This is a genomic window from Streptomyces sp. NPDC043812 (assembly GCF_056436245.1).
Map to the genome: position 1 here is coordinate 478,275 of NZ_JBWKCY010000002.1, position 21,733 is coordinate 500,007.

Annotated in this window: 21 protein-coding genes; 13 read left to right on the plus strand and 8 right to left on the minus strand. The window is 70.6% G+C overall.

What is annotated here, in order from left to right; translation table 11 throughout:
* Positions 1 to 148: 148 nt before the first annotated feature.
* Positions 149 to 1,360 (minus strand): DegT/DnrJ/EryC1/StrS family aminotransferase, encoded by a 1,212-nt coding sequence (locus AC067Z_RS04850; protein ID WP_478787994.1) that lies wholly within the window; start codon positions 1,358 to 1,360, stop codon positions 149 to 151.
* 146 nt (positions 1,361 to 1,506) lie between these two features.
* On the minus strand, positions 1,507 to 2,436 hold the full coding sequence (locus AC067Z_RS04855; RefSeq protein ID WP_478787995.1) for an RNA polymerase sigma factor SigF: 930 nt from the start codon (positions 2,434 to 2,436) through the stop codon (positions 1,507 to 1,509).
* Positions 2,437 to 2,717: 281 nt separating this feature from the next.
* Between AC067Z_RS04855 and AC067Z_RS04860 the strand changes: the two genes are divergently transcribed.
* From AC067Z_RS04860 to AC067Z_RS04885, 6 genes are all read left to right on the plus strand, one after another.
* The gene (locus AC067Z_RS04860) at positions 2,718 to 3,086 is read left to right on the plus strand and encodes an STAS domain-containing protein (RefSeq protein ID WP_478787996.1); all 369 of its coding nucleotides are present in this window, start codon (positions 2,718 to 2,720) and stop codon (positions 3,084 to 3,086) included.
* Positions 3,087 to 3,261: 175 nt separating this feature from the next.
* On the plus strand, positions 3,262 to 3,765 hold the full coding sequence (locus AC067Z_RS04865) for an ATP-binding protein (protein WP_478787997.1): 504 nt from the start codon (positions 3,262 to 3,264) through the stop codon (positions 3,763 to 3,765).
* 126 nt (positions 3,766 to 3,891) lie between these two features.
* Positions 3,892 to 4,584: a peptidase gene (locus AC067Z_RS04870; RefSeq protein ID WP_478787998.1), complete on the plus strand. Its 693-nt coding sequence runs from the start codon at positions 3,892 to 3,894 to the stop codon at positions 4,582 to 4,584.
* A gap of 3 nt (positions 4,585 to 4,587) precedes the next feature.
* Positions 4,588 to 5,427, plus strand: coding sequence for a COG1470 family protein (locus AC067Z_RS04875; RefSeq protein WP_478787999.1), 840 nt, complete (start codon positions 4,588 to 4,590; stop codon positions 5,425 to 5,427).
* Complete coding sequence (locus AC067Z_RS04880; protein WP_478788062.1) at positions 5,424 to 6,497, plus strand: hypothetical protein; 1,074 nt, start codon at positions 5,424 to 5,426, stop codon at positions 6,495 to 6,497. The genes AC067Z_RS04875 and AC067Z_RS04880 overlap by 4 nt, the downstream gene beginning before the upstream one ends.
* Before the next feature lie 14 nt (positions 6,498 to 6,511).
* Positions 6,512 to 7,849, plus strand: coding sequence for a hypothetical protein (locus tag AC067Z_RS04885; protein WP_478788000.1), 1,338 nt, complete (start codon positions 6,512 to 6,514; stop codon positions 7,847 to 7,849).
* A 68-nt stretch (positions 7,850 to 7,917) separates the two neighbouring features.
* Here the strand turns inward: AC067Z_RS04885 and AC067Z_RS04890 are convergent, their stop codons facing one another.
* Positions 7,918 to 9,438, minus strand: a complete 1,521-nt coding sequence (locus AC067Z_RS04890) for a peptide MFS transporter (RefSeq protein WP_478788001.1) — start codon at positions 9,436 to 9,438, stop codon at positions 7,918 to 7,920.
* Between the two features lie 471 nt (positions 9,439 to 9,909).
* On the opposite strand from AC067Z_RS04890, the gene AC067Z_RS04895 reads away from it, so the two are divergent.
* Both AC067Z_RS04895 and AC067Z_RS04900 read left to right on the plus strand, forming a co-directional pair.
* Complete coding sequence (locus tag AC067Z_RS04895; RefSeq protein WP_189469346.1) at positions 9,910 to 10,587, plus strand: response regulator transcription factor; 678 nt, start codon at positions 9,910 to 9,912, stop codon at positions 10,585 to 10,587.
* Positions 10,588 to 10,599: 12 nt separating this feature from the next.
* On the plus strand, positions 10,600 to 11,868 hold the full coding sequence (locus AC067Z_RS04900; protein ID WP_478788002.1) for an ATP-binding protein: 1,269 nt from the start codon (positions 10,600 to 10,602) through the stop codon (positions 11,866 to 11,868).
* A gap of 45 nt (positions 11,869 to 11,913) precedes the next feature.
* On the opposite strand, the gene AC067Z_RS04905 is transcribed toward AC067Z_RS04900, so the two are convergent.
* The gene (locus AC067Z_RS04905; RefSeq protein WP_478788063.1) at positions 11,914 to 12,435 is read right to left on the minus strand and encodes a GtrA family protein; all 522 of its coding nucleotides are present in this window, start codon (positions 12,433 to 12,435) and stop codon (positions 11,914 to 11,916) included.
* A gap of 196 nt (positions 12,436 to 12,631) precedes the next feature.
* Here AC067Z_RS04905 and AC067Z_RS04910 point away from each other — a divergent pair, with 196 nt between their 5' ends.
* Genes AC067Z_RS04910 through AC067Z_RS04920 form a run of 3 tightly spaced genes read left to right on the plus strand, consistent with a single transcriptional unit; the run spans position 12,632 to position 15,495 of the window.
* Complete coding sequence (locus AC067Z_RS04910; RefSeq protein WP_478788064.1) at positions 12,632 to 13,750, plus strand: 5-(carboxyamino)imidazole ribonucleotide synthase; 1,119 nt, start codon at positions 12,632 to 12,634, stop codon at positions 13,748 to 13,750.
* A 5-nt stretch (positions 13,751 to 13,755) separates the two neighbouring features.
* Positions 13,756 to 14,280, plus strand: coding sequence for a 5-(carboxyamino)imidazole ribonucleotide mutase (gene purE, locus AC067Z_RS04915; protein ID WP_478788065.1), 525 nt, complete (start codon positions 13,756 to 13,758; stop codon positions 14,278 to 14,280).
* Positions 14,281 to 14,286: 6 nt separating this feature from the next.
* Entirely contained in the window at positions 14,287 to 15,495 is a 1,209-nt protein-coding gene (locus AC067Z_RS04920) for a dipeptidase (RefSeq protein ID WP_478788003.1), read from the plus strand.
* A 102-nt stretch (positions 15,496 to 15,597) separates the two neighbouring features.
* Here AC067Z_RS04920 and AC067Z_RS04925 read toward each other — a convergent pair whose 3' ends face one another.
* Positions 15,598 to 15,960, minus strand: coding sequence for a VOC family protein (locus AC067Z_RS04925; RefSeq protein ID WP_478788004.1), 363 nt, complete (start codon positions 15,958 to 15,960; stop codon positions 15,598 to 15,600).
* Positions 15,961 to 16,043: 83 nt separating this feature from the next.
* On the opposite strand from AC067Z_RS04925, the gene AC067Z_RS04930 reads away from it, so the two are divergent.
* Positions 16,044 to 16,535, plus strand: a complete 492-nt coding sequence (locus AC067Z_RS04930; RefSeq protein WP_478788005.1) for a CGNR zinc finger domain-containing protein — start codon at positions 16,044 to 16,046, stop codon at positions 16,533 to 16,535.
* Positions 16,536 to 16,832: 297 nt separating this feature from the next.
* On the opposite strand, the gene AC067Z_RS04935 is transcribed toward AC067Z_RS04930, so the two are convergent.
* Positions 16,833 to 18,170, minus strand: a complete 1,338-nt coding sequence (locus AC067Z_RS04935; protein ID WP_478788006.1) for a UDP-glucose dehydrogenase family protein — start codon at positions 18,168 to 18,170, stop codon at positions 16,833 to 16,835.
* A 162-nt stretch (positions 18,171 to 18,332) separates the two neighbouring features.
* Here AC067Z_RS04935 and AC067Z_RS04940 point away from each other — a divergent pair, with 162 nt between their 5' ends.
* Entirely contained in the window at positions 18,333 to 19,493 is a 1,161-nt protein-coding gene (locus tag AC067Z_RS04940; RefSeq protein WP_478788007.1) for an acyl-CoA dehydrogenase family protein, read from the plus strand.
* An 88-nt stretch (positions 19,494 to 19,581) separates the two neighbouring features.
* Here AC067Z_RS04940 and AC067Z_RS04945 read toward each other — a convergent pair whose 3' ends face one another.
* Together AC067Z_RS04945 and AC067Z_RS04950 are read right to left on the minus strand one after the other, a co-directional pair.
* Complete coding sequence (locus tag AC067Z_RS04945) at positions 19,582 to 20,196, minus strand: dihydrofolate reductase family protein (protein ID WP_478788008.1); 615 nt, start codon at positions 20,194 to 20,196, stop codon at positions 19,582 to 19,584.
* A 213-nt stretch (positions 20,197 to 20,409) separates the two neighbouring features.
* The gene (locus tag AC067Z_RS04950; RefSeq protein ID WP_478788009.1) at positions 20,410 to 21,678 is read right to left on the minus strand and encodes an LCP family protein; all 1,269 of its coding nucleotides are present in this window, start codon (positions 21,676 to 21,678) and stop codon (positions 20,410 to 20,412) included.
* Between the last annotated feature and the right edge of the window lie 55 nt (positions 21,679 to 21,733).

Sequence of the window (21,733 nt, forward strand, 5' to 3'; positions counted from 1 at the left end):
CGTGGCCCGGGGCCCGGCACCTGCGGGGTCCGCGGACGGGGCCGTGGCGGTGTGCTCGCCGGCGACGGCCCCGGCCCGGGCAGGACGCCGTGCGGCCGCGCCGGGGCCCCCGGTGCCCGCCGCGCCCGCCGCACGTCGGCGGGGCATCTCAGGCACCCGGCTCGGCCGCGCTCGGGACCGGGACGCGCGCCGGGCGGGTGCCCGCGGCCGTGAGGACGGCCGTCACCTGAGCGGCGCGGCGGGGGTCGACCGGCAGCGCGTGCCGGGCGAACCACGCCGCCGCACCCGGCGCCGGTGAGGCATCCGTGAAGCGGGCGCCCGCGTAGGCGTCCAGCGGCGGGTCGTACAGATACCCCACCGGTATCCGCCGCCGCGCCAGCGCTGCGACCGCCGCGTCGCGGTCCGCGACCAGCAGCGGCACCCGGAAGAGCGGCTGCGTTCCGCTCGCGCCGGGCACGGCCCACGGCGTGCCCAACAGCTGTTGTGTGCCGGCCAGATGCTGCCCGAGGCGTTCGTCGAGGCCCGCCAGGAGGCGCCGCACCCGGCGCAGCCGCTGCTCGCCGGGCGTGAGCCGGTAGTCGTGCAGGTCCACCCGCACCCAGGGGTGGAACGGCCCGAGGGCGGGCGCGGACCGGGCGGCCCGGGCCAGCGCATCGGGGCGCAGCGGCATCCGGATCGCCGTGCGCTCCTGGAGCCCGAGCAGCCGCTGCGCCGCACGCGCGGGCCCGGTCAGCCGTAACGCGTGGACCGCCGACTCGGCGTACGGGCGCAGCCCGTGGGCCAGTTCGGGGGTGGGCCGGGCCGGTTCCAGCAGGGCGTCGCGTGCCCGCGTCAGTTGCGTACGCAGTCCGGGGTCGGCGAAGGCGAGAAAGCCCCCCGTGCCCGCGCCCGCATGCTTGGAGAGGCTGAAGACGGCCGCGTCGCCGTATGTGCCGACGGGCCGCCCGCCGACCGTGCTGCCGATCGCGTGTGCCGCGTCCTCCAGCAGGGGGATGCCCAACCGGTCGCAGCGTTCGCGCAGTTCGGGCGCGGGGTCGGGGTTTCCGTACAGGTTCGTGGTGAGCACGGCGGACAGTCCGCGCCAGACGGACCCGGGCACCGCCCCGGCGTCGAGGGTGCCGTCCTCGGCCCGCAGCGGTGCCTGCACCGGCCGCAGCCCCGCCGCCAGCACGACGAAGAAGATCACGTCGTCGTTGACCGGGGACATCAGGACGCGCCCGCCGGGCCGGCACCAGTGGCGCAGTGCCACGTACAGCCCCAGACGGCAGGACGGCACGTAAAGGCATTCCCTGCCCAGGCGGCGGCGCATCAGCTCTTCGAGCGGTGCGTACGCCGACGGGCAGGCCTCCCCAAAGGCCATGTGTTTCCCCCCACTTGCCCCCAAGGGGGCGTCCCCTTGGTCAATGTGGACCAATCAGGACTGCCCCGTCAATAACGGGGAAGGGCCCATTCCTTGACGGAACGGGCCCTTCTCAAGTCTGTTTCGGGAGGCGGCGGGGGCGCCGCTCACTCCTCCAGAGTGAGCCCCTTGCGCAGCTTGACCAGCGTTCTGGTCAGCAGCCGCGACACGTGCATCTGCGAGATGCCGAGCTCTTCGCCGATCTCCGACTGCGTCATGTTCGCCACGAAGCGCAGGGAGAGGATCGTACGGTCGCGCGGCGGGAGACCGGCGATCATCGGCTTCAGCGACTCGACGTACTCGATGCCCTCGAGCCCGTGGTCCTCGTAGCCGATGCGGTCCGCGAGCGCGCCCTCGGAGTCGTCCTCGTCGGGCTGGGCGTCCAGCGAGCTCGCGGTGTACGCGTTGCTCGCCGCCATGCCTTCGACGACCTCGTCCTTGCTGAGGTCGAGGCGCTCGGCCAGCTCTGAGACGGTGGGCGTGCGGTCCAGCTGCTGGGAGAGCTCGTCGCCGGCCTTCGCGAGGTCGAGCCGCAGCTCCTGCAGCCGGCGCGGGACCCGCACCGACCACGAGGTGTCGCGGAAGAAGCGCTTGATCTCGCCCATGATGGTGGGCATCGCGAAGGTGGGGAACTCGACTCCGCGGCTCAGTTCGAAGCGGTCGATCGCCTTGATGAGGCCGATCGTGCCGACCTGGACGATGTCCTCCATCGGCTCGCTGCGGGTGCGGAACCGGGATGCGGCGAACTTGACCAGAGCCAGGTTGAGTTCGATCAGGGTGTTACGGACGTAGGCGTACTCGTGCGTGCCCTCTTCGAGGGTCGTGAGCCGCGCGAAGAGAGTCTTCGACAGCGCCCGAGCGTCCAGTGAGCCCACTTCGTCGAAGGGCGGAATCTCCGGCAGGTCTGCCAGGCCTTCGGGCTGATGCGCGGTGGCGGGGGCCTCCGGCTGCTGCGCGAGGGGAGCAGGGGCGGGCGGTGCCGACGGCGCGGTGGGGGTACGCGGGGCGTCGAGCCGGGGTGACATGGTCTCCTCCATCGTTCTCGGCATATGGCTGCCGATGCCATACATGCTGCTGCGGTGAGCGGCGCCTCCAAAGCCGGCCGTGTTGGGTGTGTCCCTACTAGCCCTACCCGCTCTGCACGGCAGACCGCAAGTGGCGTATGGACGATTTGTCCGATTTGAAGGGGAGTTCGGGTACCGGTCGGGGCGGGGAGGGCGTAGGGTTCGACGGACGTCCGCGCGGCCCGACGGCCTCGTGTGACGTGTTGCACTGAAACGGTGGACGATGCAGCGAACGACGGCGAAGAGGGACGGGCATGGACCGCGAGACGGTCGGCAGCGTGAACCGGGGCCGACTCCAGGTCGAGGTTCGGACCGAGGGCCGCAGCGAGATTGTGAAACCGGCGGGTGAGTTGGATCACCACACCGCCGAACTGCTGCGCGCGCCCTTGGACGAGGCGATCGGCCGAGGCCGTGTACGGCTGGTCATCGACTGCTCACAGCTCGAGTTCTGCGACTCCACCGGACTCAATGTTCTGCTCGGCGCCCGGCTGAAGGCCGAGGCCGGTGGGGGAGGGGTCCATTTGGCGGGGATGCAGCCCGTAGTGGCGCGAGTCTTCGAGATCACCGGAGCCGAGGCGGTCTTCACCGTGCACGACTCCCTCGAAGCGGCCCTGTCCGACTGAGCCCTTGGGCCGGGTCGGCCCGTGTAGTCCGCGTCACGTGTGCCGCGAGAGTCTCGTGGGTGTCGCAACGATCCGGCCGGGCAGGAGAATCCCGCGGAGCGTTGAACGCCCAGCACTCTGCGTACTGAATCCGTGGCGAATTGGTGAACCGGTGAATCGGTGAGGTGAAGCGCTGATGAGCACCACCCGGCAGCAGCAGCCGGGCGACGTCGGCCCCGAGCCGGGTGGCGCCGGCCAGGCGCCGGCCGTACCCGCCTCCGCCGACCCGTCCGGCGGCGTGCGCCGCCTGGCGCTCGGCGATGCCAGCGGCATCGTTCCGCTCGCCCGTGATTTCACCCGGCAGGCGCTGTACGACTGGGGCTGGCTGCCCGCCAAGTCCGCCGACCGCAGAGCGGCGGCCGAGGACGTCCTGCTGGTCGTCTCCGAGCTGGTCACCAACGCCTGTCTGCACGCCGAGGGCCCCGAGGAGCTGCGCGTCGGCTCCGACGGGAAGGTCCTGCGTCTGGAGGTCGTCGACCGGGGCACCGGACAGCCCGCGCCGCGCACCCCGCACCGGGCGGGGCGGCCCGGCGGTCACGGCATGTTCATCGTCCAACGCCTCTGCCTCGACTGGGGAGTTGTCCGGACCCCCGGTGCGGCGGGGAAGACGGTGTGGGCGGAGCTCGCCGCGCCCGCCTGAAACGCCCCGATTCTTGAAGCTCTTGTGGAGCACGCCGATACGGCGTGCTCTTTGTCTTCCCTCCCCAACGCCTCAGGCGTACCTTGAGCGCCCGATCTGATGTGCCGTCAGTAATGCCGTCAGTACATGTGCGCACGAGGGGAATCCGAGGTGTCGTACCGGAACCGCAAGCGGACAGCTCTCGCGGCGGGGGCCGCCGTGGCGTGCTCGGTGGTGCTGATGACCGCCCCCGCCGCACACGCCACCGTTGTCGACGTCGACTACCAGTGCCAAACCCCGATCGGCCCCAAGGGTGCCGTCTCGCCGATCGACATCAAGGCCGTCAAGAGCGGCAGCGCGTACAAACTCACGATGTCGTTCCAGAAGGGTGTCTCGTCCAGCCCCGTGGAGCTGGGCAAGGGGGCCATGAACCCGAGCGCGGTGATCGAACTGGGCGGCGCGGACTCCGGGAAGGTACCGGTGTCGGGCCCTCCCAACGCGGCGGCCATCCCCGCCAACACCCCGATCAAGATCAATGACCTGTCGGGCACGTACACACCGAAGAAGAGCGGCAAGGTCACCTTCACGGCCGGCGTCCTGACGATCAAGGCGCTGGGCACGACGACGACCTGCACGCCCAAGAACAGCCCCGGGCCGTCCCTCGAACTGGACGTCACCGCGGCGGGCGGCTCCGCACCCGCGACCTCGTCCGGAGAACTCCCGCGGACCGGCCCGCTGGACTCGGCGACGGCCCTCGGCACACTCGGCGGAACGGTGCTGCTGACCGGAGCGGCGGGTGTCCTGTGGCTGACCCGGCGCGGCGGCCGGACCGCGGGCTGAGACGTGCGGGCCGCGCTCGCGTTCGCCGTCGCGCCGCTGATCGCTCCGGCGATCGCGCTGAGCGCGGCGCCCCCGGGCGGCGCCGCGCTCAGCGCGCCGCCCGGCTGGGAGCTCGGCCGTGACTCCGTGTATCTGGAGGGTGCTCCTGGCGCCGTCCTGGAGGACCGGCTCACAGTGACCAACGCGGGAGGCGCCGCGCTCACCCTCCGCCTGCGGTCCGAAGCCGCCGGGCCGTGGATCGCGCTGGCGGCCCGTACCGTCAGGGTCCCGGCCCGCACCCGTGCCGAGGTTCCCTTCACCGTCACCGTCCCGGCGGACACCCCGCCGGGCGGGCACACCGCGACGATCACGGCGTCGGCCGCGGGCCGTGAGGTCCCCGTACGGCTCCATCTGCGTGTGGGCGGGCCGCAGTTGGCGGCCCTGACGGTCGAGGACGTGTCCTACGAGGACGGCGCGATCCGCTACGCGCTGGTGAACCGCGGCAACACGGCGCTGGCGCCGCGTCTCGCGGTCCGGGCGGACGGGCTGTTCGGCGAGGTCCTGGACCGCCCGGCCCGCGCCCTGCCGGAGCTGCCGCCCGGCCGCCGCGTCACCTTCACCGAACGCTGGGCGGACCCGCCGCACCTGGACGCGGTGGACATCCGACTGACGGTGACGGCGCCGGGGGACGTCCGCGCGCAGGGGGCTGCGTCCAGGACGTTCGCACCCTGGGCGGAGGTGACGGCGACGCTCGCGGCCGCGGCGGCGGCGGTGCTCGCGCTGTTCCGCGCCCGGAGAGCCCGCCGCGACGCCGGAGGTCGAGCACCGGAAATCGAGCCCCACCCGACGAATGCGGAGGCCTGACGATGCGCCACTCGCCACGTCCCGCCCGGCGCCCGGCGGGGAGGGGAAGAATCCTCGCCGCCCTCGTCACGGCCGCGTTCCTCCTGCCCGCCGTCCCCGCGGCAACCGCCGCCGATCCGGCCCCCGCCGTCGAGCTCTCCGCCCCCCAGGCGGGCAAGGGCGGGGACATCACCGTCAGCGGGTCCGGATGGCGGAAGAGCACCCTTCTCATGCTGCTCATCTGCGGGCAGTCCGCCCCGGGCAAGGGTGTGATCGGCGGTACCAACTCCTGTGCCAACGCCGAAGGGCGGGCCGTCACCACCGACGCCAAGGGCTCCTTCAGCAAGAAGATGCCGGTCGCCGAGCCGCCCGAGTCCTGCCCCTGTGTCGTCCACGTCGCCACTGTCACCGGCGAACAGCAGACCGTGGACACCGAGTTCGTCGTCGCGGGACACCCCACCGCGCCACTTCCCGAGCAGACCGGCGGCGGACGGCTCGCCGTGCTCACCACGACCCGTCTCGAAGGCGATTCCGGCCTGCTCGTCTTCTTCGGCGCCCCACCCTCGCGGACGCTGGAGTTCACGGTCGGCAACCTCGGCACCACCCCGGTGAAGGATCCCGTCTTCCGTATCGGCACCGCCCACGGCGTCTTCGCCCCGCAGTGGGAGGAACAGCAGTGGCGCGGCACGATCGGTCCCGGGGACAAGGCGAGGATCGAGCTGCCGGTGCAGCTGGCGGCCGGCGCCCACGGCGACTACGCGATCTCCGTGCAGTACGGCGGAAAGGTCCTGGCCGAGCAGCCGTGGGGAGTCCCCCGGCCCTGGGGCGTGACGATCTTCTGGATCCTGCTGGCCCTGGTCGTACCCGCCGCCCTGTTCCGTATCGGCATGGCGATCGTCGACCGCGTCCGTCCGCCGGGCTCCCGCCATGCGCGCCGCCGCCCGGCCGGTACGGCACGGACCGGGAAGCCCGCCCGGAAGGCGAACGGCACACCCACACCAGCCTCCACGGCCGCACTGCCGTGGTTCACACCTGACTCCGCACCGTCAGAGAACCGGCCCAACCGGCCCACGACGAAAGGACATTCGTGAGTACGCAACGGAGGATGAGCGCGGCCGGCGTCGCGCTGATGCTCGGCGGCGCGGGGATACTGCTGGCCGCGAGTCCCGCGCAGGCTGCCGAGGTGTCGTACGCGACGGAGTGCATCCCGCCGCCGATCTCGGGCCTGCCGCCCGTGCAGGGCACCACCAAGGTGCAGATCACCGCGCCCGCCGAGGCGAAGGTCGGCGACACGGTGGAGGTGATCTGGAAGACGGTGGAGGCCGCGTCGAAGAACCCGGATGTCCTCGACCTCCAGAAGGACACGGTCAAACCGACCGGCACGATCACGCTCGGCGGCGCGGCCACGGGTCCGCTGGCGATGGAGGGACCGCGGCAGAACCCGCCGATCCCGAAGAACAGCCCGATGGTGCTGCCGGACATGAAGGGCACGCTGAAACTGGAGAAGGCGGGTGAGATCACGCTGACCCCGGGGGCGTACGACATCAACGTCTCTAAGCCGATCTCGACGGACACGAAGTGCGCGCCCAAGGAGACGGTCGGCGTCGGCGCGACCATCAAGGTGACGGAGGGCGGGGGAACAACCACCGGCGGCACGACGGACGGTGGGACGACGACCGGCGGGACGACGGACGGGGGTACAACGACCGGCGGGACGACCGACGGCGGCACCACCTCCGGTGGAACGACCTCCGGCGGCGGCACGGACGGCGGCACCACGGGTGGAACCACCGGCGGTGGCGGCGGCCAGACCGACTTCGAGGGCAAGGAGGTCGAGGTCGCGTACGCCTGCAAGACCCCCATCGGCGACAAGAACGCGGTCTCCCCGGTCCGGATCGACGCCACGAAGAACGGCGGCAGTTACGGCCTGACCGTGAAGTTCTCCAAGTCCGTGATGGACAGCCCGGCGGACATCCCCGCGGACTCGGTCAAACCGTCGATGGAGGTGAAACTCGGCGGTGCCGACAAGGGCTTCGTGCATGTCGAGGGCCCGACCAACAAGGAGCCCATCAAGTCCGGCGACCCGATCGAGATCCCGGACCTGACGGGCACGTACAAGCCGGGAGCCACGGGAAAGGCGACGCTCAGTCCGGGTGTCCTCACGGTCAAGGCGCTCGGCACGACCACGACGTGCACCCCGCCTGCCGACGTCAAGGTCTCGCTGGAGCTCGACACCGCGGCCCAGCCGGGCGGCGCATCGGGCGGCACGGCAGGCGGCGGAACCACCTCGGGCGGCACGTCAGGCGGCAGCTCCGGCGGCCTCGCCCAGACCGGCGCCGAGGACACCGCCTCCCTGCACGCCCTCGCCCTGGTGGCGGGCACGGTGATCCTCCTGGGCGGCGCGGTGTTCACGTTCACTCCCTGGCAGCGGCTGCGACGCTGACCGGGGCAAAAGGCGAGGGGCCGCCGCACCGGATCGGTGCGGCGGCCCCTCGTACGCGTGGGGGCGTGTCAGTGCACGTCGCCCATCAGCGTCTGGACCTTCTTGCGGTACATCCAGATGGCGAAACCGGCGCCTACCGCCAAGGCGGCCTGCATGGCGATGATCCCGGTCCCGTTGAGGTCGACACCCGCGATGGACAGCAGGCCCGTCGCGCAGTCTCCGGCGGTGACGGCGAGGAACCAGACACCCATCATCTGCGAGGCGTACTTCTGCGGTGCCATCTTCGTGGTGACCGAGAGGCCGACCGGGGAGAGGCACAGCTCACCGATCGTCTGGATCATGTAGATCGAGACGAGCCACATCGGGGAGACCTTGGTGCCGTCACCGGCCATGGCCATCGGCACGATGAAGACGAAGAACGAGGCACCCACCAGCACCAGGCCCATCGCGAACTTCACGATGGTGTTGGGCTCCTGGTTCTTACGGGCGAGCCACAGCCACAGCCAGGCGAAGACCGGGGCCAGCGCCATGACGTACAGCGGGTTCAGCGACTGGTACCAGGTGGCCGAGAAGTCGATGCCGAGGACACTGCCCGCGGTCTTGTCGTCCGCGAAGAGGGACAGCGTCGAGCCGCCCTGGTCGTAGATCATCCAGAAGATGGCGGCGGCCACGAAGAACCAGATGTAGCCGTTCATCTTCGACTGCTCGCCCGCGCTCAGGTCCTTGTCACGCTTGATGCGGACGAGGACGGCGACCGGGATGATCAGGCCGGCGAGGGTGAGCGGGACCAGGGCCCAGTTCAGCGTGTAGAGGCCGAGCGCGACAACGGCGCCGTAGAAGACCGCGGCGGCGACGAGCACACCGACGACCTTGAGGACGACGGCCTTGCGCTCCTCCGGGGAGAGCGGGTTCGGGACGACGCTGCTCTTCGGGCTCAGGTTGCGGGTACCGATGAGGAACTGGAGCAGGCCCAGGCCCATGCCGATCGCGGCGAGGGCGAAGCCGAAGTGCCAGTTGTACTCCTTGCCCACCGTGCCGATGACGAGCGGGGCGACGAAGGCACCGATGTTGATGCCGATGTAGAAGAGCGTGAAGCCACCGTCACGGCGCGGGTCGTCGGGACCGTCGTAGAGGTGGCCCACCATCGTGGAGATGTTGGCCTTCAGCAGACCGGAGCCGGCCGCGACCAGGGCGAGACCGACGAAGAACATCGCCTGACCCGGCATGGCGAGCGACAGGTGGCCGACCATGATCACGGAGCCGGCGATGGTGACCGTCTTGCGGGCGCCCCAGACGCGGTCACCGAACCAGCCGCCCGGCATGGCCATGAGGTAGACCATGGAGACGTAGACCGAGTAGATGGCCGTGGCGGTCGCGGCCGTCATGGCAAGGCCGCCGCCCTGGCTGCCGGTCGCGGCGTCGGCGCCGCCCGAGACCAGGTAGTACACGAGAAGGGCGCGCATGCCGTAGTAGCTGAAGCGCTCCCACATCTCCGTCATGAAGAGTGTGGCCAGGCCGCGGGGGTGGCCGAAGAAGGTCTTCTCGCTGCCAGAGGTGCTGGCGGAGTCCTTCGTCAGGCTGGACGCCATGGTCGATCCTTGCTTGCTCGGGACGCGGCGCTTCGTGAGCGGGGACGCGCCCGGTGGGGGAAGCCGGCACCGGCGTGTGGACGTCCGGGCCGCACCTTCGCTCGTCGTGGGGACGAAGGCGGGAACGGGACGGGCCGCACCGGGATCCACGCCCCGTGCGCGTCTCGCGCGCGCAGGGCCCGGCCAACAGGTCATTCACTTTTCGCTGCCGTCAAGGACAGCAGGTCAACCCTTTGCAGAATTGAGACCTTTGGCGCGCACCGCGGCCAAAGGTCCCCAATCACTACTTCAGGCGTCTCGCCACCATACGACACGACAGTGCGGCATATGGAAGGACTTGAGACATGGATCACAGGCGATCATGGAACCGTCTGCCCTGAATCGAAGGTCGCAACCAGGATCTCATCCCTGAGTCGGAGCCCTTGTCGATCACGCCCCGACGGCCGTGTCCCGCGGACTACCATCACCTTCATGACCCGTGTACTGCTCGCCGAGGACGACGCATCCATCTCCGAGCCGCTGGCCCGCGCGCTGCGCCGGGAGGGGTACGAGGTGGAGGTGCGCGAGGACGGTCCGACCGCGCTCGACGCCGGACTCGCAGGCGGAGTCGACCTGGTCGTGCTCGACCTGGGGCTGCCCGGCATGGACGGCCTGGAGGTCGCCCGGCGACTGCGGGCCGAGGGACACACCATCCCGATCCTGGTGCTCACCGCACGCGCCGACGAGGTGGACACGGTGGTGGGCCTCGACGCCGGCGCCGACGACTACGTCACCAAGCCGTTCCGGCTCGCCGAACTGCTCGCCCGGGTCCGGGCCCTGCTGCGGCGCGGCGCCACCGAGCCCGCCCCCGCCCCCGCCACCCACGGCGTCCGCATCGACGTCGAGTCGCACCGGGCGTGGATGGGCGACGAGGAGCTGCAGCTCACCGCCAAGGAGTTCGACCTGCTGCGGGTCCTCGTCCGCGACGCGGGCCGGGTCGTCACACGTGACCAGCTCATGCGCGAGGTCTGGGACACCACCTGGTGGTCGTCGACCAAGACCCTGGACATGCACATCTCCTGGCTGCGCAAGAAGCTCGGTGACGACGCGGCGAACCCCCGCTACATCGCGACCGTGCGCGGCGTCGGCTTCCGCTTCGAGAAGTCCTGATACCCACATGTCATGCGCCGCCGTCTGATCAACTCCACGCTCGCCGTGGTGCTCGTCGTCATCGCCGTCTTCGGGGTCTCTCTTGTCCTCGTCGAGACCCGCACCATCAGCAGCAGTGCACAGGAGAGCGTCGACTCCGAGGCTCTGCGGCTCGCGAGCATCGTCGACAGCAGGCTCGTGGGCGGTGAGCCGGTCAATCCCGACATCATCGCCCAGCAGGGCGACATCACCCGCTACGCCCTGATCCGTATCGCCGGCCGGGCACCCATCGAGATCGGGGAGCGGCCCGTCGGCAGCGTCATCCGCGGCACCGTCGAGGGGGAGCGGAACACGACGGTCACCGTGGAGGAGTCCCGTTCGGCGGTGACCCGCGAGGTCGGCAGATCGCTGATGATCATCGGGGCCGTCGCCCTGCTCGCCGTGATCGCCGCCGTCCTGCTCGCGGTGCGCCAGGCGAACCGCCTCGCCTCCCCGCTCACCGACCTCGCCGAGACCGCCGAACGCCTCGGCTCCGGCGACCCCCGGCCCCGTCACCGCCGCTACGGCGTTCCCGAACTCGACCGTGTCGCCGACGTCCTGGACGCCAGTGCCGAACGCATCGCGCGCATGCTCACCGCCGAGCGCCGGCTCGCCGCCGACGCCTCCCATCAGCTGCGCACACCGCTGACCGCGCTGTCGATGCGGCTGGAGGAGATCACGCTCACGGACGACCCGGAGACCGTGAAGGAAGAGGCCAGCATCGCACTGACGCAGGTGGAGCGGCTCACCGACGTCGTGCAGCGGCTGCTGACGAACTCGCGCGACCCCCGCATCGGCTCCGCCGTCGCCTTCGACCTCGACGAGGTCGTCAAGCAGCAGCTGGAGGAGTGGCGCCCGGCGTACCGCAGCGCGGGCCGCGCCATCGTCCACTCCGGCCGGGGCGGTATGCGGGCGGTCGGCACCCCCGGCGCCGTCGCGCAGGTGCTCGCCGCGCTGATCGAGAACTCGTTGATGCACGGCGGTGGCACCGTCGCCGTACGGACCAGGGTCACCGGCAACCAGGCGGTCATCGAGGTCACCGACGACGGGCCCGGCGTACCTGCCGATCTCGGAGCGCGGATCTTCGAGCGGACGATCAGCGGCCGCAACTCGACGGGCATCGGGCTGGCCGTGGCACGCGACCTCGCGGAGGCGGACGGCGGCCGCCTCGAACTGCTCCAGCAGCACCCGCCGGTCTTCGCGCTGTTCCTCAGCCGGATCGCGAAGCGCCGCAAGGGCGAGGAGGAGCCGACGGTCCGGTGAAGCGCAGCACCGCGACGACGGCCGCGACGGCCTGGTGCACCCGCGTCAGCGGGCCACGCGGTCCCGCACCGGCTCGGCGTCCGGCCGCCGCTGCTCCAGGAAGGATTCGGCCTGCTGCACGGCCTCCCGGGCGGGCAGGGCCCGGAACACCCAGGTGCGGTAGGACCAGAACCGGAACAACGTGGCGATCCCGATGCCCAGGAACTTGAACACGTTGCTCTGCAGCGGGGTGTCCCAGCCGAAGCCGTACGTCGCCGCGTACAGGATCCCGTTCTCGACGACCAGACCGGCCGCGCTGAACAGGAGGAAGAGTGTGAGCTCCCGGGTCCGGCCGCTCTTGTCGCGGTCGCGGTAGGTGAAGTAGCGGAACCCGACGTAGTTGAACGCGATCGCGATGACGGTCGCCAGGATCGACGCCCGCACCACCGGGATGTCGGTCAGGTGCCGCACGAGATTGAACACCCCGAGGTTCACCAGCAGACCGGCGCCGCCCACCGCGCCGAACTTGGCGACCTCGCGCATGAGCTGCCGTAGCCGCCCGCGCAGTCCTCCGCCTCGTTCACTCATGGTGGCAGTCAGCCTCATCGGGTCGGCGGCGTCGAGCGGCAGTGTCGACACCGTCATGCTAACCAGCGGGCCCCCAGGGTGCCTGTGGGTCCTGGGAGTGATGTGACGCCTGCTACAGCCTTTGGCGGAACATACGGCGGACAGGGGTGGTCGCCTCGGCGGATACCCTGAAGGGGTGACGTTCCCGGTAGTCGGCATGGTCGGCGGCGGTCAGCTCGCCCGCATGACCCATGAGGCGGGTATCCCCCTCGGCCTGAAGTTCAAGCTCCTCAGTGACACCCCTCAGGACTCTGCGGCCCAGGTGGTCAGCGATGTCGTCATCGGCGACTACCGCGACCTGGACACGCTGCGTGAGTTCGCGCGGGGCTGTGACGTGATCACCTTCGACCACGAGCATGTTCCGTACGAGCATCTGCGTGCCCTCGAGGCGGACGGCATCACCGTCCGTCCCGGGCCGGACGCACTGGTGCACGCACAGAACAAGGGCGTGATGCGCGCCAAGCTCATGGAGATCGGTGTTCCCTGCCCGCGCCACCGCATCGTGGCCGACCCGGCCGACGCGGCGGCGTTCGCCGAGGAGGTGGGCGGCTTCCCCGTCATCCTCAAGACGGTGCAGGGCGGCTACGACGGCAAGGGTGTGTGGTTCGTCCGCACGCAGGCCGACGCCGAGGCCCCGTTCAAGGCCGGTGTCCCCGTCCTCGCCGAGGAGAAGGTCGACTTCGTCCGCGAGCTCGCGGCGAACGTCGTGCGCTCCCCGCACGGCCAGGCCGTCGCCTACCCGGTGGTCGAGTCGCAGCAGGTCGACGGTGTCTGCGACACCGTGATCGCGCCCGCGCCGAACCTCTCCGAGCGGCTGGCCGGGCAGGCGCAGGAGCTCGCGCTGCGGATCGCGGGCGAGCTGGGCGTCGTCGGCCATCTGGCCGTCGAACTCTTCGAGACGGCCGACGGCCGGATCCTCGTCAACGAACTGGCGATGCGCCCGCACAACTCCGGGCACTGGACCCAGGACGGCGCCGTCACCTCGCAGTTCGCCAACCACGTCCGCGCCGTGCTCGATCTCCCGCTCGGCGACCCGCGCCCACGTGCCACCTGGACCGTGATGTGCAATGTTCTGGGCGGTGACTACCCCGACATGTATGCGGCCTATCTGCACTGCATGGCCCGGGACCCGCAGCTCAAGATCCATATGTATGGCAAGGACGTGAAACCCGGCCGCAAGGTGGGGCATGTCAACACCTACGGCGACGACCTGGACGACGTTCTCGAGCGCGCCCGCCACGCCGCCGGCTATCTGAGAGGGACGATCGTCGAGTGAGCAGCATGAGCCGTCCGGTCATCGGCATTGTCATGGGGTCCGACTCCGACTGGCCCGTCATGGAGGCGGCCGCCCAGGCCCTCGACGAGTTCGAGATCGCCTACGAGGTCGATGTCGTCTCCGCCCACCGCATGCCGCGCGAGATGATCGCGTACGGCGAGGAGGCCGCCGGCCGCGGGCTCAAGGCGATCATCGCGGGCGCCGGGGGAGCGGCCCATCTGCCGGGCATGCTCGCCTCCGTCACCCCGCTGCCGGTCATCGGCGTCCCCGTGCCGCTGAAGTACCTCGACGGCATGGACTCCCTGCTGTCCATCGTGCAGATGCCGGCCGGTGTGCCGGTCGCCACCGTCTCCGTCGGCGGCGCGCGCAACGCCGGACTGCTCGCGGCCCGCATCCTCGCCACCCAGGACGAGGACCTGATGGCCCGGATGCGCGAGTTCCAGCAGGAGCTGAACGACCAGGCCACCGAGAAGGGCAAGCGACTTCGGACCAAGGTCGCAGGTGCGGACTCCTTCGGCTTCGGGAAGTAACACCCAATGGATTCCCCCACGGAGCACCTTGCCCGGGCGCGCGAACTGCTCGCCGCCCACCCCGTCGTCGACGGCCACAACGACCTGCCCTGGGCACTGCGCCAGCACGTCCGCTACGACCTGGACCGCCTGGACATCGCGGACGACCAGCAGGGCCGGCTGCACACCGACATCCCGCGGCTGCGCACCGGTGGTGTCGGCGCGCAGTTCTGGTCCGTGTACGTCCGCAGCGACATGGCGGGCGACGACGCGGTCAGCGCGACCCTGGAGCAGATCGACGTCGTCGACCAGCTCCTCACCCGCTACCCGGCGGATCTGGCCCGCGCGCTGAGCGCCGACGACATGGAGATCGCCCGCTCCGAAGGCCGTATCGCCTCCCTGATGGGCGCCGAGGGCGGCCACTCCATCAACAACTCCCTCGCCACCCTGCGCGCCCTGTACGCGATGGGCGTGCGCTACATGACGCTCACGCACAACGACAACATCGCGTGGGCGGACTCGGCGACCGACGAACCGGGCGTCGGCGGGCTCTCCCCGTTCGGCCACGAGGTCGTGCGCGAGATGAACCGCATCGGCATGCTCGTCGACCTCTCGCACGTCGCCGCGACGACGATGCGCGACGCGCTCGCCACCTCCGTCGCCCCGGTCGTCTTCTCGCACTCCTCGTCACGCGCGGTCTGCGACCACCCGCGCAACATCCCCGACGACGTGCTTGCCCTGCTGCCCGCCAACGGGGGCGTCGCGATGGCCACGTTCGTTCCGAAGTTCATCCTGCCCGCGGCAGTCGACTGGACGCGGGCGGCGGACGAGAACATGCGCGCGCACGGGCGGCACCACCTGGACACCACGGCGCAGGCGATGAAGATCCACGAGGCGTTCGAAGCGGCGAACCCGCGGCCCGTCGCCACCGCGGCGACGGTCGCCGACCACCTCGACCACATGCGCGAGGTCGCCGGCATCGACCACGTCGGCATCGGCGGCGACTTCGACGGGACGGCGTTCACCCCGGTCGGCCTGGAGGATGTCGCCGGCTATCCGAACCTGATCGCGGAGCTCATGCACCGCGGCTGGTCGGATGCCGACCTGGCCAAGCTGACCTGGCAGAACGCGGTCCGCGCGCTGCGCGGCGCGGAGGACGTCGCCCGCGGCCTGCAGTCGGAGCGCGGCCCGTCCAACGCGACGATCGACCAGATCGACCAGCTCGACACGGTCTGACGGACGGGGTGCGCCGCCGCCCGGCGGCGCACCCCGACGCTTGACGCACTTGTCCCCGGCGCACGCTCGGTGAGGGGCGCCCTGCTGCCGCTGCGGCCCCGCTCAGCAGGCGCAGAGGCAGAACGGGTGCCCCGCCGGATCGGCGTAGACCCGGAACGACCGTTCCCGGTCGTCCGCGTCCAGCACCGTCGCGCCGATCGCCAGCACCTGCTTCTCGGCGACGTCCAGATCGTCGACGGTCACGTCGAGATGGAACTGCTGGGACTCCGCCGCGGAGGGCCACTTCGGCGGTACGTGCCCGGGCGCGACCTGAAAGGCGAGCGGTGCCCCGTCGACGCCCTTGAGATCGACCCACCCGTCGCCGTCGTCCTCGATTTCTCCGCCGAGCAGCGCGGCGTAGAAGCGTCCGAGGGCGACGGGATCGGGACAGTCCAGGACGACGGCCCCGAGCTTGGCGATGCTCATGACTTCCTCCTCGTGTTACCTGTTATCGGCCTCAACCGGTAACGGTTACTGCATGGTCCCGCATTGGAGGTAACGTCGCAACCATGAATGACAGGTCATCCGCACCCGGCGGCCTCGCGCTCATCGAGGCGCTGGTCAACACGCTGGACGTGGAGACCGCCGCTGACACCCTGGACACGCCGGAGGCCCGCGAGCGCTTCGGCCTCGCGCCGCACGACGTCCCGGCGGCGCGTGAACTCCGCGAGGCCCTGCGCGCGGCGTGCCTGGCCCACGCCGGCCACGGCACCTCGACGAACCTGGACGCGCTGCTGGCCGAGGCGCCCCTTCGTGTCACGATCGCGGCGGACGGCTCGGCCGGTCTGCGCCCCGCCGGCCCGCCGACCCTGCTCGCGCGTGTCGCCGGGACGATCGCCACGGCGTCGGCGGACGGCACCTGGGCCCGCCTCAAGGCGTGCGAGGCCCCGGACTGCCGGTGGGCGTACTACGACCGCAGCCCGGCGGCCCGCCGCCGCTGGTGCTCGATGTCGGTCTGCGGCGCCCGCGCGAAGATGCGCACCTACCGCGCCAAACGCTGACGCGAACGTCTGCAGGCCGCCGGCCGGGGGACGCCGCCCGCCTCGCTTCGTGCCCACCCGCGGGCGGGGTCCTTGCGGCGGCGCGGCGCGGCAGAGCCGCCGCCCGCTCTTGGTAGGCGGCCCGTATGGGGGTGCCCTCACCGCGGGGCCGCCATCCCACCTCGGGCGGCGCCCACGCCCCGCGGGCGGGTCCTTGAGGCGCCCCGCGCGCGGCGTGAAGCTGCCGCCGCCCTTGCGCCGGGCGGCGCGCCCCTCCCGCTCCCGGCAGGGTTTCGGGAAGGGGCGGGGCAGGGGAGCTCAGGCCCGCGGACGCCCCATGGCTCGGTACGTCCAGCCCGCCCCGCGCCACGCGTCCGCGTCCAGCGCGTTGCGGCCGTCCAGCATGATCTTCGACGACACGACCTCTCCGAGCTCCGCCGCGTCCAGCTCCCTGAACTCGCGCCACTCCGTCAGGTGCAGCACCACGTCCGCACCGCGCACCGCCTCCAGGGCCGAGTCCGCGTACGCCAGCGTCGGGAACAGACGGCGCGCGTTCTCCATGCCCTTGGGGTCGTAGACGGTCACCTGGCCGCCCTGCAGCTGGATCTGGCCCGCCACGTTCAGCGCCGGCGAGTCGCGCACATCGTCCGAGTCCGGCTTGAACGCCGCACCCAGCACCGCAACCCGCTTGCCCAGGAACGAGTCCCCGCCCACTGCCTCGCGCGCCAGCTCCACCATGTGTCCGCGGCGGCGCATGTTGATCGAGTCGACCTCGCGCAGGAAGGTCAGTGCCTGGTCCGCGCCGAGCTCACCGGCGCGTGCCATGAAGGCGCGGATGTCCTTCGGCAGACACCCGCCGCCGAACCCGACACCCGCCCGCAGGAACTTCTTCCCGATCCGCTCGTCGTGCCCGATGGCCTCCGCCAGCTTCACCACGTCCCCGCCGGCGGCCTCGCAGACCTCGGCCATCGCGTTGATGAAGGAGATCTTCGTCGCGAGGAACGAGTTCGCGGACGTCTTCACCAGCTCCGCCGTCGGGAAGTCCGTCACCACGAACGGCGACCCCTCCCCGATGGGCGTCGCGTACACCTCGCGCAACAGCTTCTCCGCGTGCCCGCTGCGCACACCCACCACGATCCGGTCAGGGTGCAGCGTGTCGCCGACGGCGAAGCCCTCGCGCAGGAACTCCGGGTTCCAGGCCAGCTCCACGTCCGCAGGCGCCCGCTCGTCGAGCAGCGCAGCGAGCCGCTCAGCGGAGCCCACCGGCACGGTCGACTTGCCGACGACGAGCGCACCACCGCGCAGGTGCGGCGCGAGGGAGGCGAAGGCGGCGTCGACGTACGACATGTCGCAGGCGTACTCGCCGTGCTTCTGCGGAGTGTTCACGCACACGAAGTGGACGTCACCGAAGGCGCCGACCTCCTCGTACGACGTGGTGAAGCGCAGCCGCCCGCTGGAACCCTCGATCCCGGCCACGTGCTTGCTCAGCAGCACCTCGAGACCGGGCTCGTACATCGGGACGCGTCCCGACGCCAGCAGCTCGATCTTCTCGGGGACCACGTCGAGCCCCAGCACCTCGAAGCCCAGCTCCGCCATGGCCGCGGCGTGGGTGGCGCCCAGGTATCCGGTGCCGATCACGGTGATCTTGAGGGCCATGCGTGCTCCAGTACTGATGCGGGCGGGTGCGCGCCCGAGCATAACCGTGGTGCCCGCGAGGTCCCATTTCCCTGCTGTCGGCAAACTCACGTATGCCTGCGGCGACCTCGGCGTCTAAAATTGGGTTACTTAACGGTAGTTAGCGTTTGGGAGTGAGAGACCTTGGCAGGCTCGGCCGATTTCGATCTGTACCGCCCGTCCGAAGAGCACGACATGCTCCGCGAATCGGTCCGCTCCCTCGCCGAGGCGAAGATCGCGCCGTTCGCGGCCGCCGTGGACGAGGAGGCCCGCTTCCCGCAGGAGGCGCTGGACGCGCTCGTCGCCGCCGAGCTGGCGGCCGTGCACGTCCCGGAGAGCTACGGCGGCGCGGGCGCCGACGCGCTCGCCACGGTCATCGTGATCGAGGAGGTCGCCCGCGTCTGTGCGTCCTCGTCCCTCATCCCCGCGGTGAACAAGCTCGGTTCGCTCCCGGTGATCCTCTCCGGCTCCGAGGAGCTGAAGAAGAAGTACCTGGGCCCGCTCGCCAAGGGCGACGCGATGTTCTCGTACTGCCTCTCCGAGCCCGACGCGGGCTCCGACGCGGCGGGCATGAAGACCAGGGCCGTGCGCGACGGCGACTTCTACGTCCTCAACGGCGTCAAGCGCTGGATCACCAACGCCGGTGTCTCCGAGTACTACACGGTGATGGCCGTCACCGACCCGGAGAAGCGCTCCAAGGGCATCTCGGCGTTCGTCGTCGAGAAGTCGGACGAGGGCGTGTCCTTCGGTGCCCCGGAGAAGAAGCTCGGCATCAAGGGCTCCCCGACCCGCGAGGTGTACCTCGACAACGTCCGCATCCCCGCGGACCGCATGATCGGCGCGGAGGGCACGGGCTTCGCCACGGCGATGAAGACCCTGGACCACACCCGCATCACGATCGCGGCCCAGGCCCTCGGCATCGCCCAGGGCGCGCTGGACTACGCCAAGGGCTACGTCCAGGAGCGCAAGCAGTTCGGCAAGCCGATCGCGGACTTCCAGGGCATCCAGTTCATGCTCGCGGACATGGCGATGAAGATCGAGGCGGCCCGTCAGCTGACGTACGCGGCGGCGGCCAAGTCGGAGCGCGGCGACGCGGACCTCACCTTCCAGGGCGCGGCGGCGAAGTGCTTCGCCTCCGACGTGGCGATGGAGGTCACGACGGACGCGGTCCAGCTGCTGGGCGGCTACGGCTACACCCGTGACTACCCGGTGGAGCGGATGATGCGCGACGCCAAGATCACGCAGATCTACGAGGGCACGAACCAGGTGCAGCGCATCGTCATGGCGCGCAACCTCCCGAAGTAACCCGCACGCACCCGGCCGCGAGGCCGGATCGGCACACGCAACGGCCCCCGGCCTCACATGAGGCCGGGGGCCGTTGCGTGTGCACCCGTTACTCGGCCTGGGGCAGGTGGGCCTTGGCGTCCTCGTACGTTCCCTCGCCGACCGACGCGGCGGGGGCGTAGACGAGGTTCAGCACCCCTGTCTCGAAGGTCTCGGAGGAGATCAGCTTCAACGGGATCGGAGCCTCGCCCTCCTCGAACAACCGCATGCCCTTGCGGACGGCGATGGGATGCACCAGCAGGCGCAGCTCGTCCAGCACTCCCGCGGCAAGCAGTTGCCGGACGACGGAGACCGAGCCGCTGATGCCGATGGGGGCGGTGCCCGGTTCGTTCTTCAAAGCGGCTGCCGTCTCGGCGAGATCACCCTTGAGGAGCTCGGAGTTCCGCCAGGTGAAGTCGAGTTGCTGGTTCGAGACGACGATCTTCCGCGCGTCACCGAGGGCCTTGGCGAACGGAGCGTCCTCCCCGCCGGCCGCCTCCCGCTCGGGCCAGGCACCAGCGAAGCTGTCGTAGGTCTTGCGGCCCAGGATCAACGTGTCGGCCCCGCCGAGGGCGGCGTCGACGGCCACGCCCATCTCGTCGTTGAAGTAGGGGAAGTGCCACTGGTCGGGCGCCTCCACGACGCCGTCGAGCGAGATGAACAGCTGCGAAACGATCTTCCTCATGCCGGTTCCTCCATCGTCGTCATTGCCTTATTACTCAGTAGACGACGCGGGTGGGCCGAACTCATCGGCGACGCGAGGCACGTTGTCGCCGGCTCCGGGACGAGGACGCGTACCGGGATTCCGGCACCACCGGACGGGGTGTACGCGTTCGCCACGCGGAAGGGCCCGCCGGCGCTCCTGGCGCGGCGGGCCCTTCACGTGGACGTGAGGACGTCACTTGTCCGAGACGGTGACCTTCTCGTCGTTCTGGATCTGCTTCACCAACTGCTGCACCTTCGTCTTGTCCCAGACCAGGTTCCCGCCGTTGCTGCCCGACGTCGGCATGTTCAGCGAAGTGCCCTCGCCGTCCGTGACGCCCTTCATCGCGAAGAACATCTCGCCCAGGTCCCACAGGGACATGTCCTTGTCGACGATCAGGGTGTCCAGGCCGGCGCCCATCGTCGGGTACAGCTTGAACGGGTTGAGGATCGTGCCCGGCGTCGCCGCCTGGCTCGCCAGCGCCGACAGGAACTTCTGCTGGTTCTTCGTGCGCGCCAGGTCCGACTCCGCGAACGCGTACCGCGTGCGGACGAAGGCCAGTGCCTGCTCGCCGTCGAGGGTCTGCTTGCCGGCCTCGAAGTCGGCGCCCGACTTCTTGTCCTTGAAGCCCTTCTCGATGTTCATCTCGACACCGCCGAGCGCGTCCACGATGTTCGCGAAGCCGGCGAAGCCGATCTCCGCGTAGTGGTCGATGCGCAGGCCGGTGTTGTGCTCGACCGTGCGGACCAGCAGCTCGGGTCCGTCCTCGGCGTACGCGGCGTTGAGCTTCACCCGGCGGCCCGTGCCCTGGAACGTCTTGCCCGACTCGGAGCCCACGAAGGTGGGTATCTCGACGTCCGAGTCGCGGGGGAGCGACACCATCGTGTTCCCGCTGCCGCACGCGGCGAGGATCATCATCGAGTCGGTGCGCTTGCCCTCGGCGGAACCGGTGTGCAGCTTCTTCTTCTCCTCGGCGGACATGCCCTCACGGCTGTCCGAGCCGACGATCAGATACGTCGTGCAGTCGCCCTCCTGGGGGCGCTCGACGACCTTGGAGAGGTCCACCTCGCGCCGGACCTTGGAGTCGGCCCAGAAGTACGTGCCGATCGTCGTCGCGAGCACCGCGACGAGCACGATGATCGAGCCGATCTTGAACCGGCGCCGCCAGTCGGGCGCGGGTGCCGGGTACCGGTAGGGGTCGCCGCCCTGCGGCGGGATGCCGCCGTGCCCGCCCTGTCCGCCGCCGTAGACCTGGCCCGTGTTGTAGCCGCTGTCGTACCCGGGCTCGGCGTAGCCCTGGTCGTAGCCGCGCTGCTGAGGGGGCACCCCGCCGTGCTGAGGAGCAGCCGGGCGCTGGACGTGACGCATCACGCGCGCACCCTCGGGCTGCCCACCGGCGCTGCCGCGCCCGTAGCCTCGTCCGTTGCCGCCGTCGTCGGTCCATCCATCGGGCCAGTCGTTCATGCGGAACAGTGTGCAGGTGTGGACCCTCGCGCCGACAGAGCGGGTGGCGAATCAC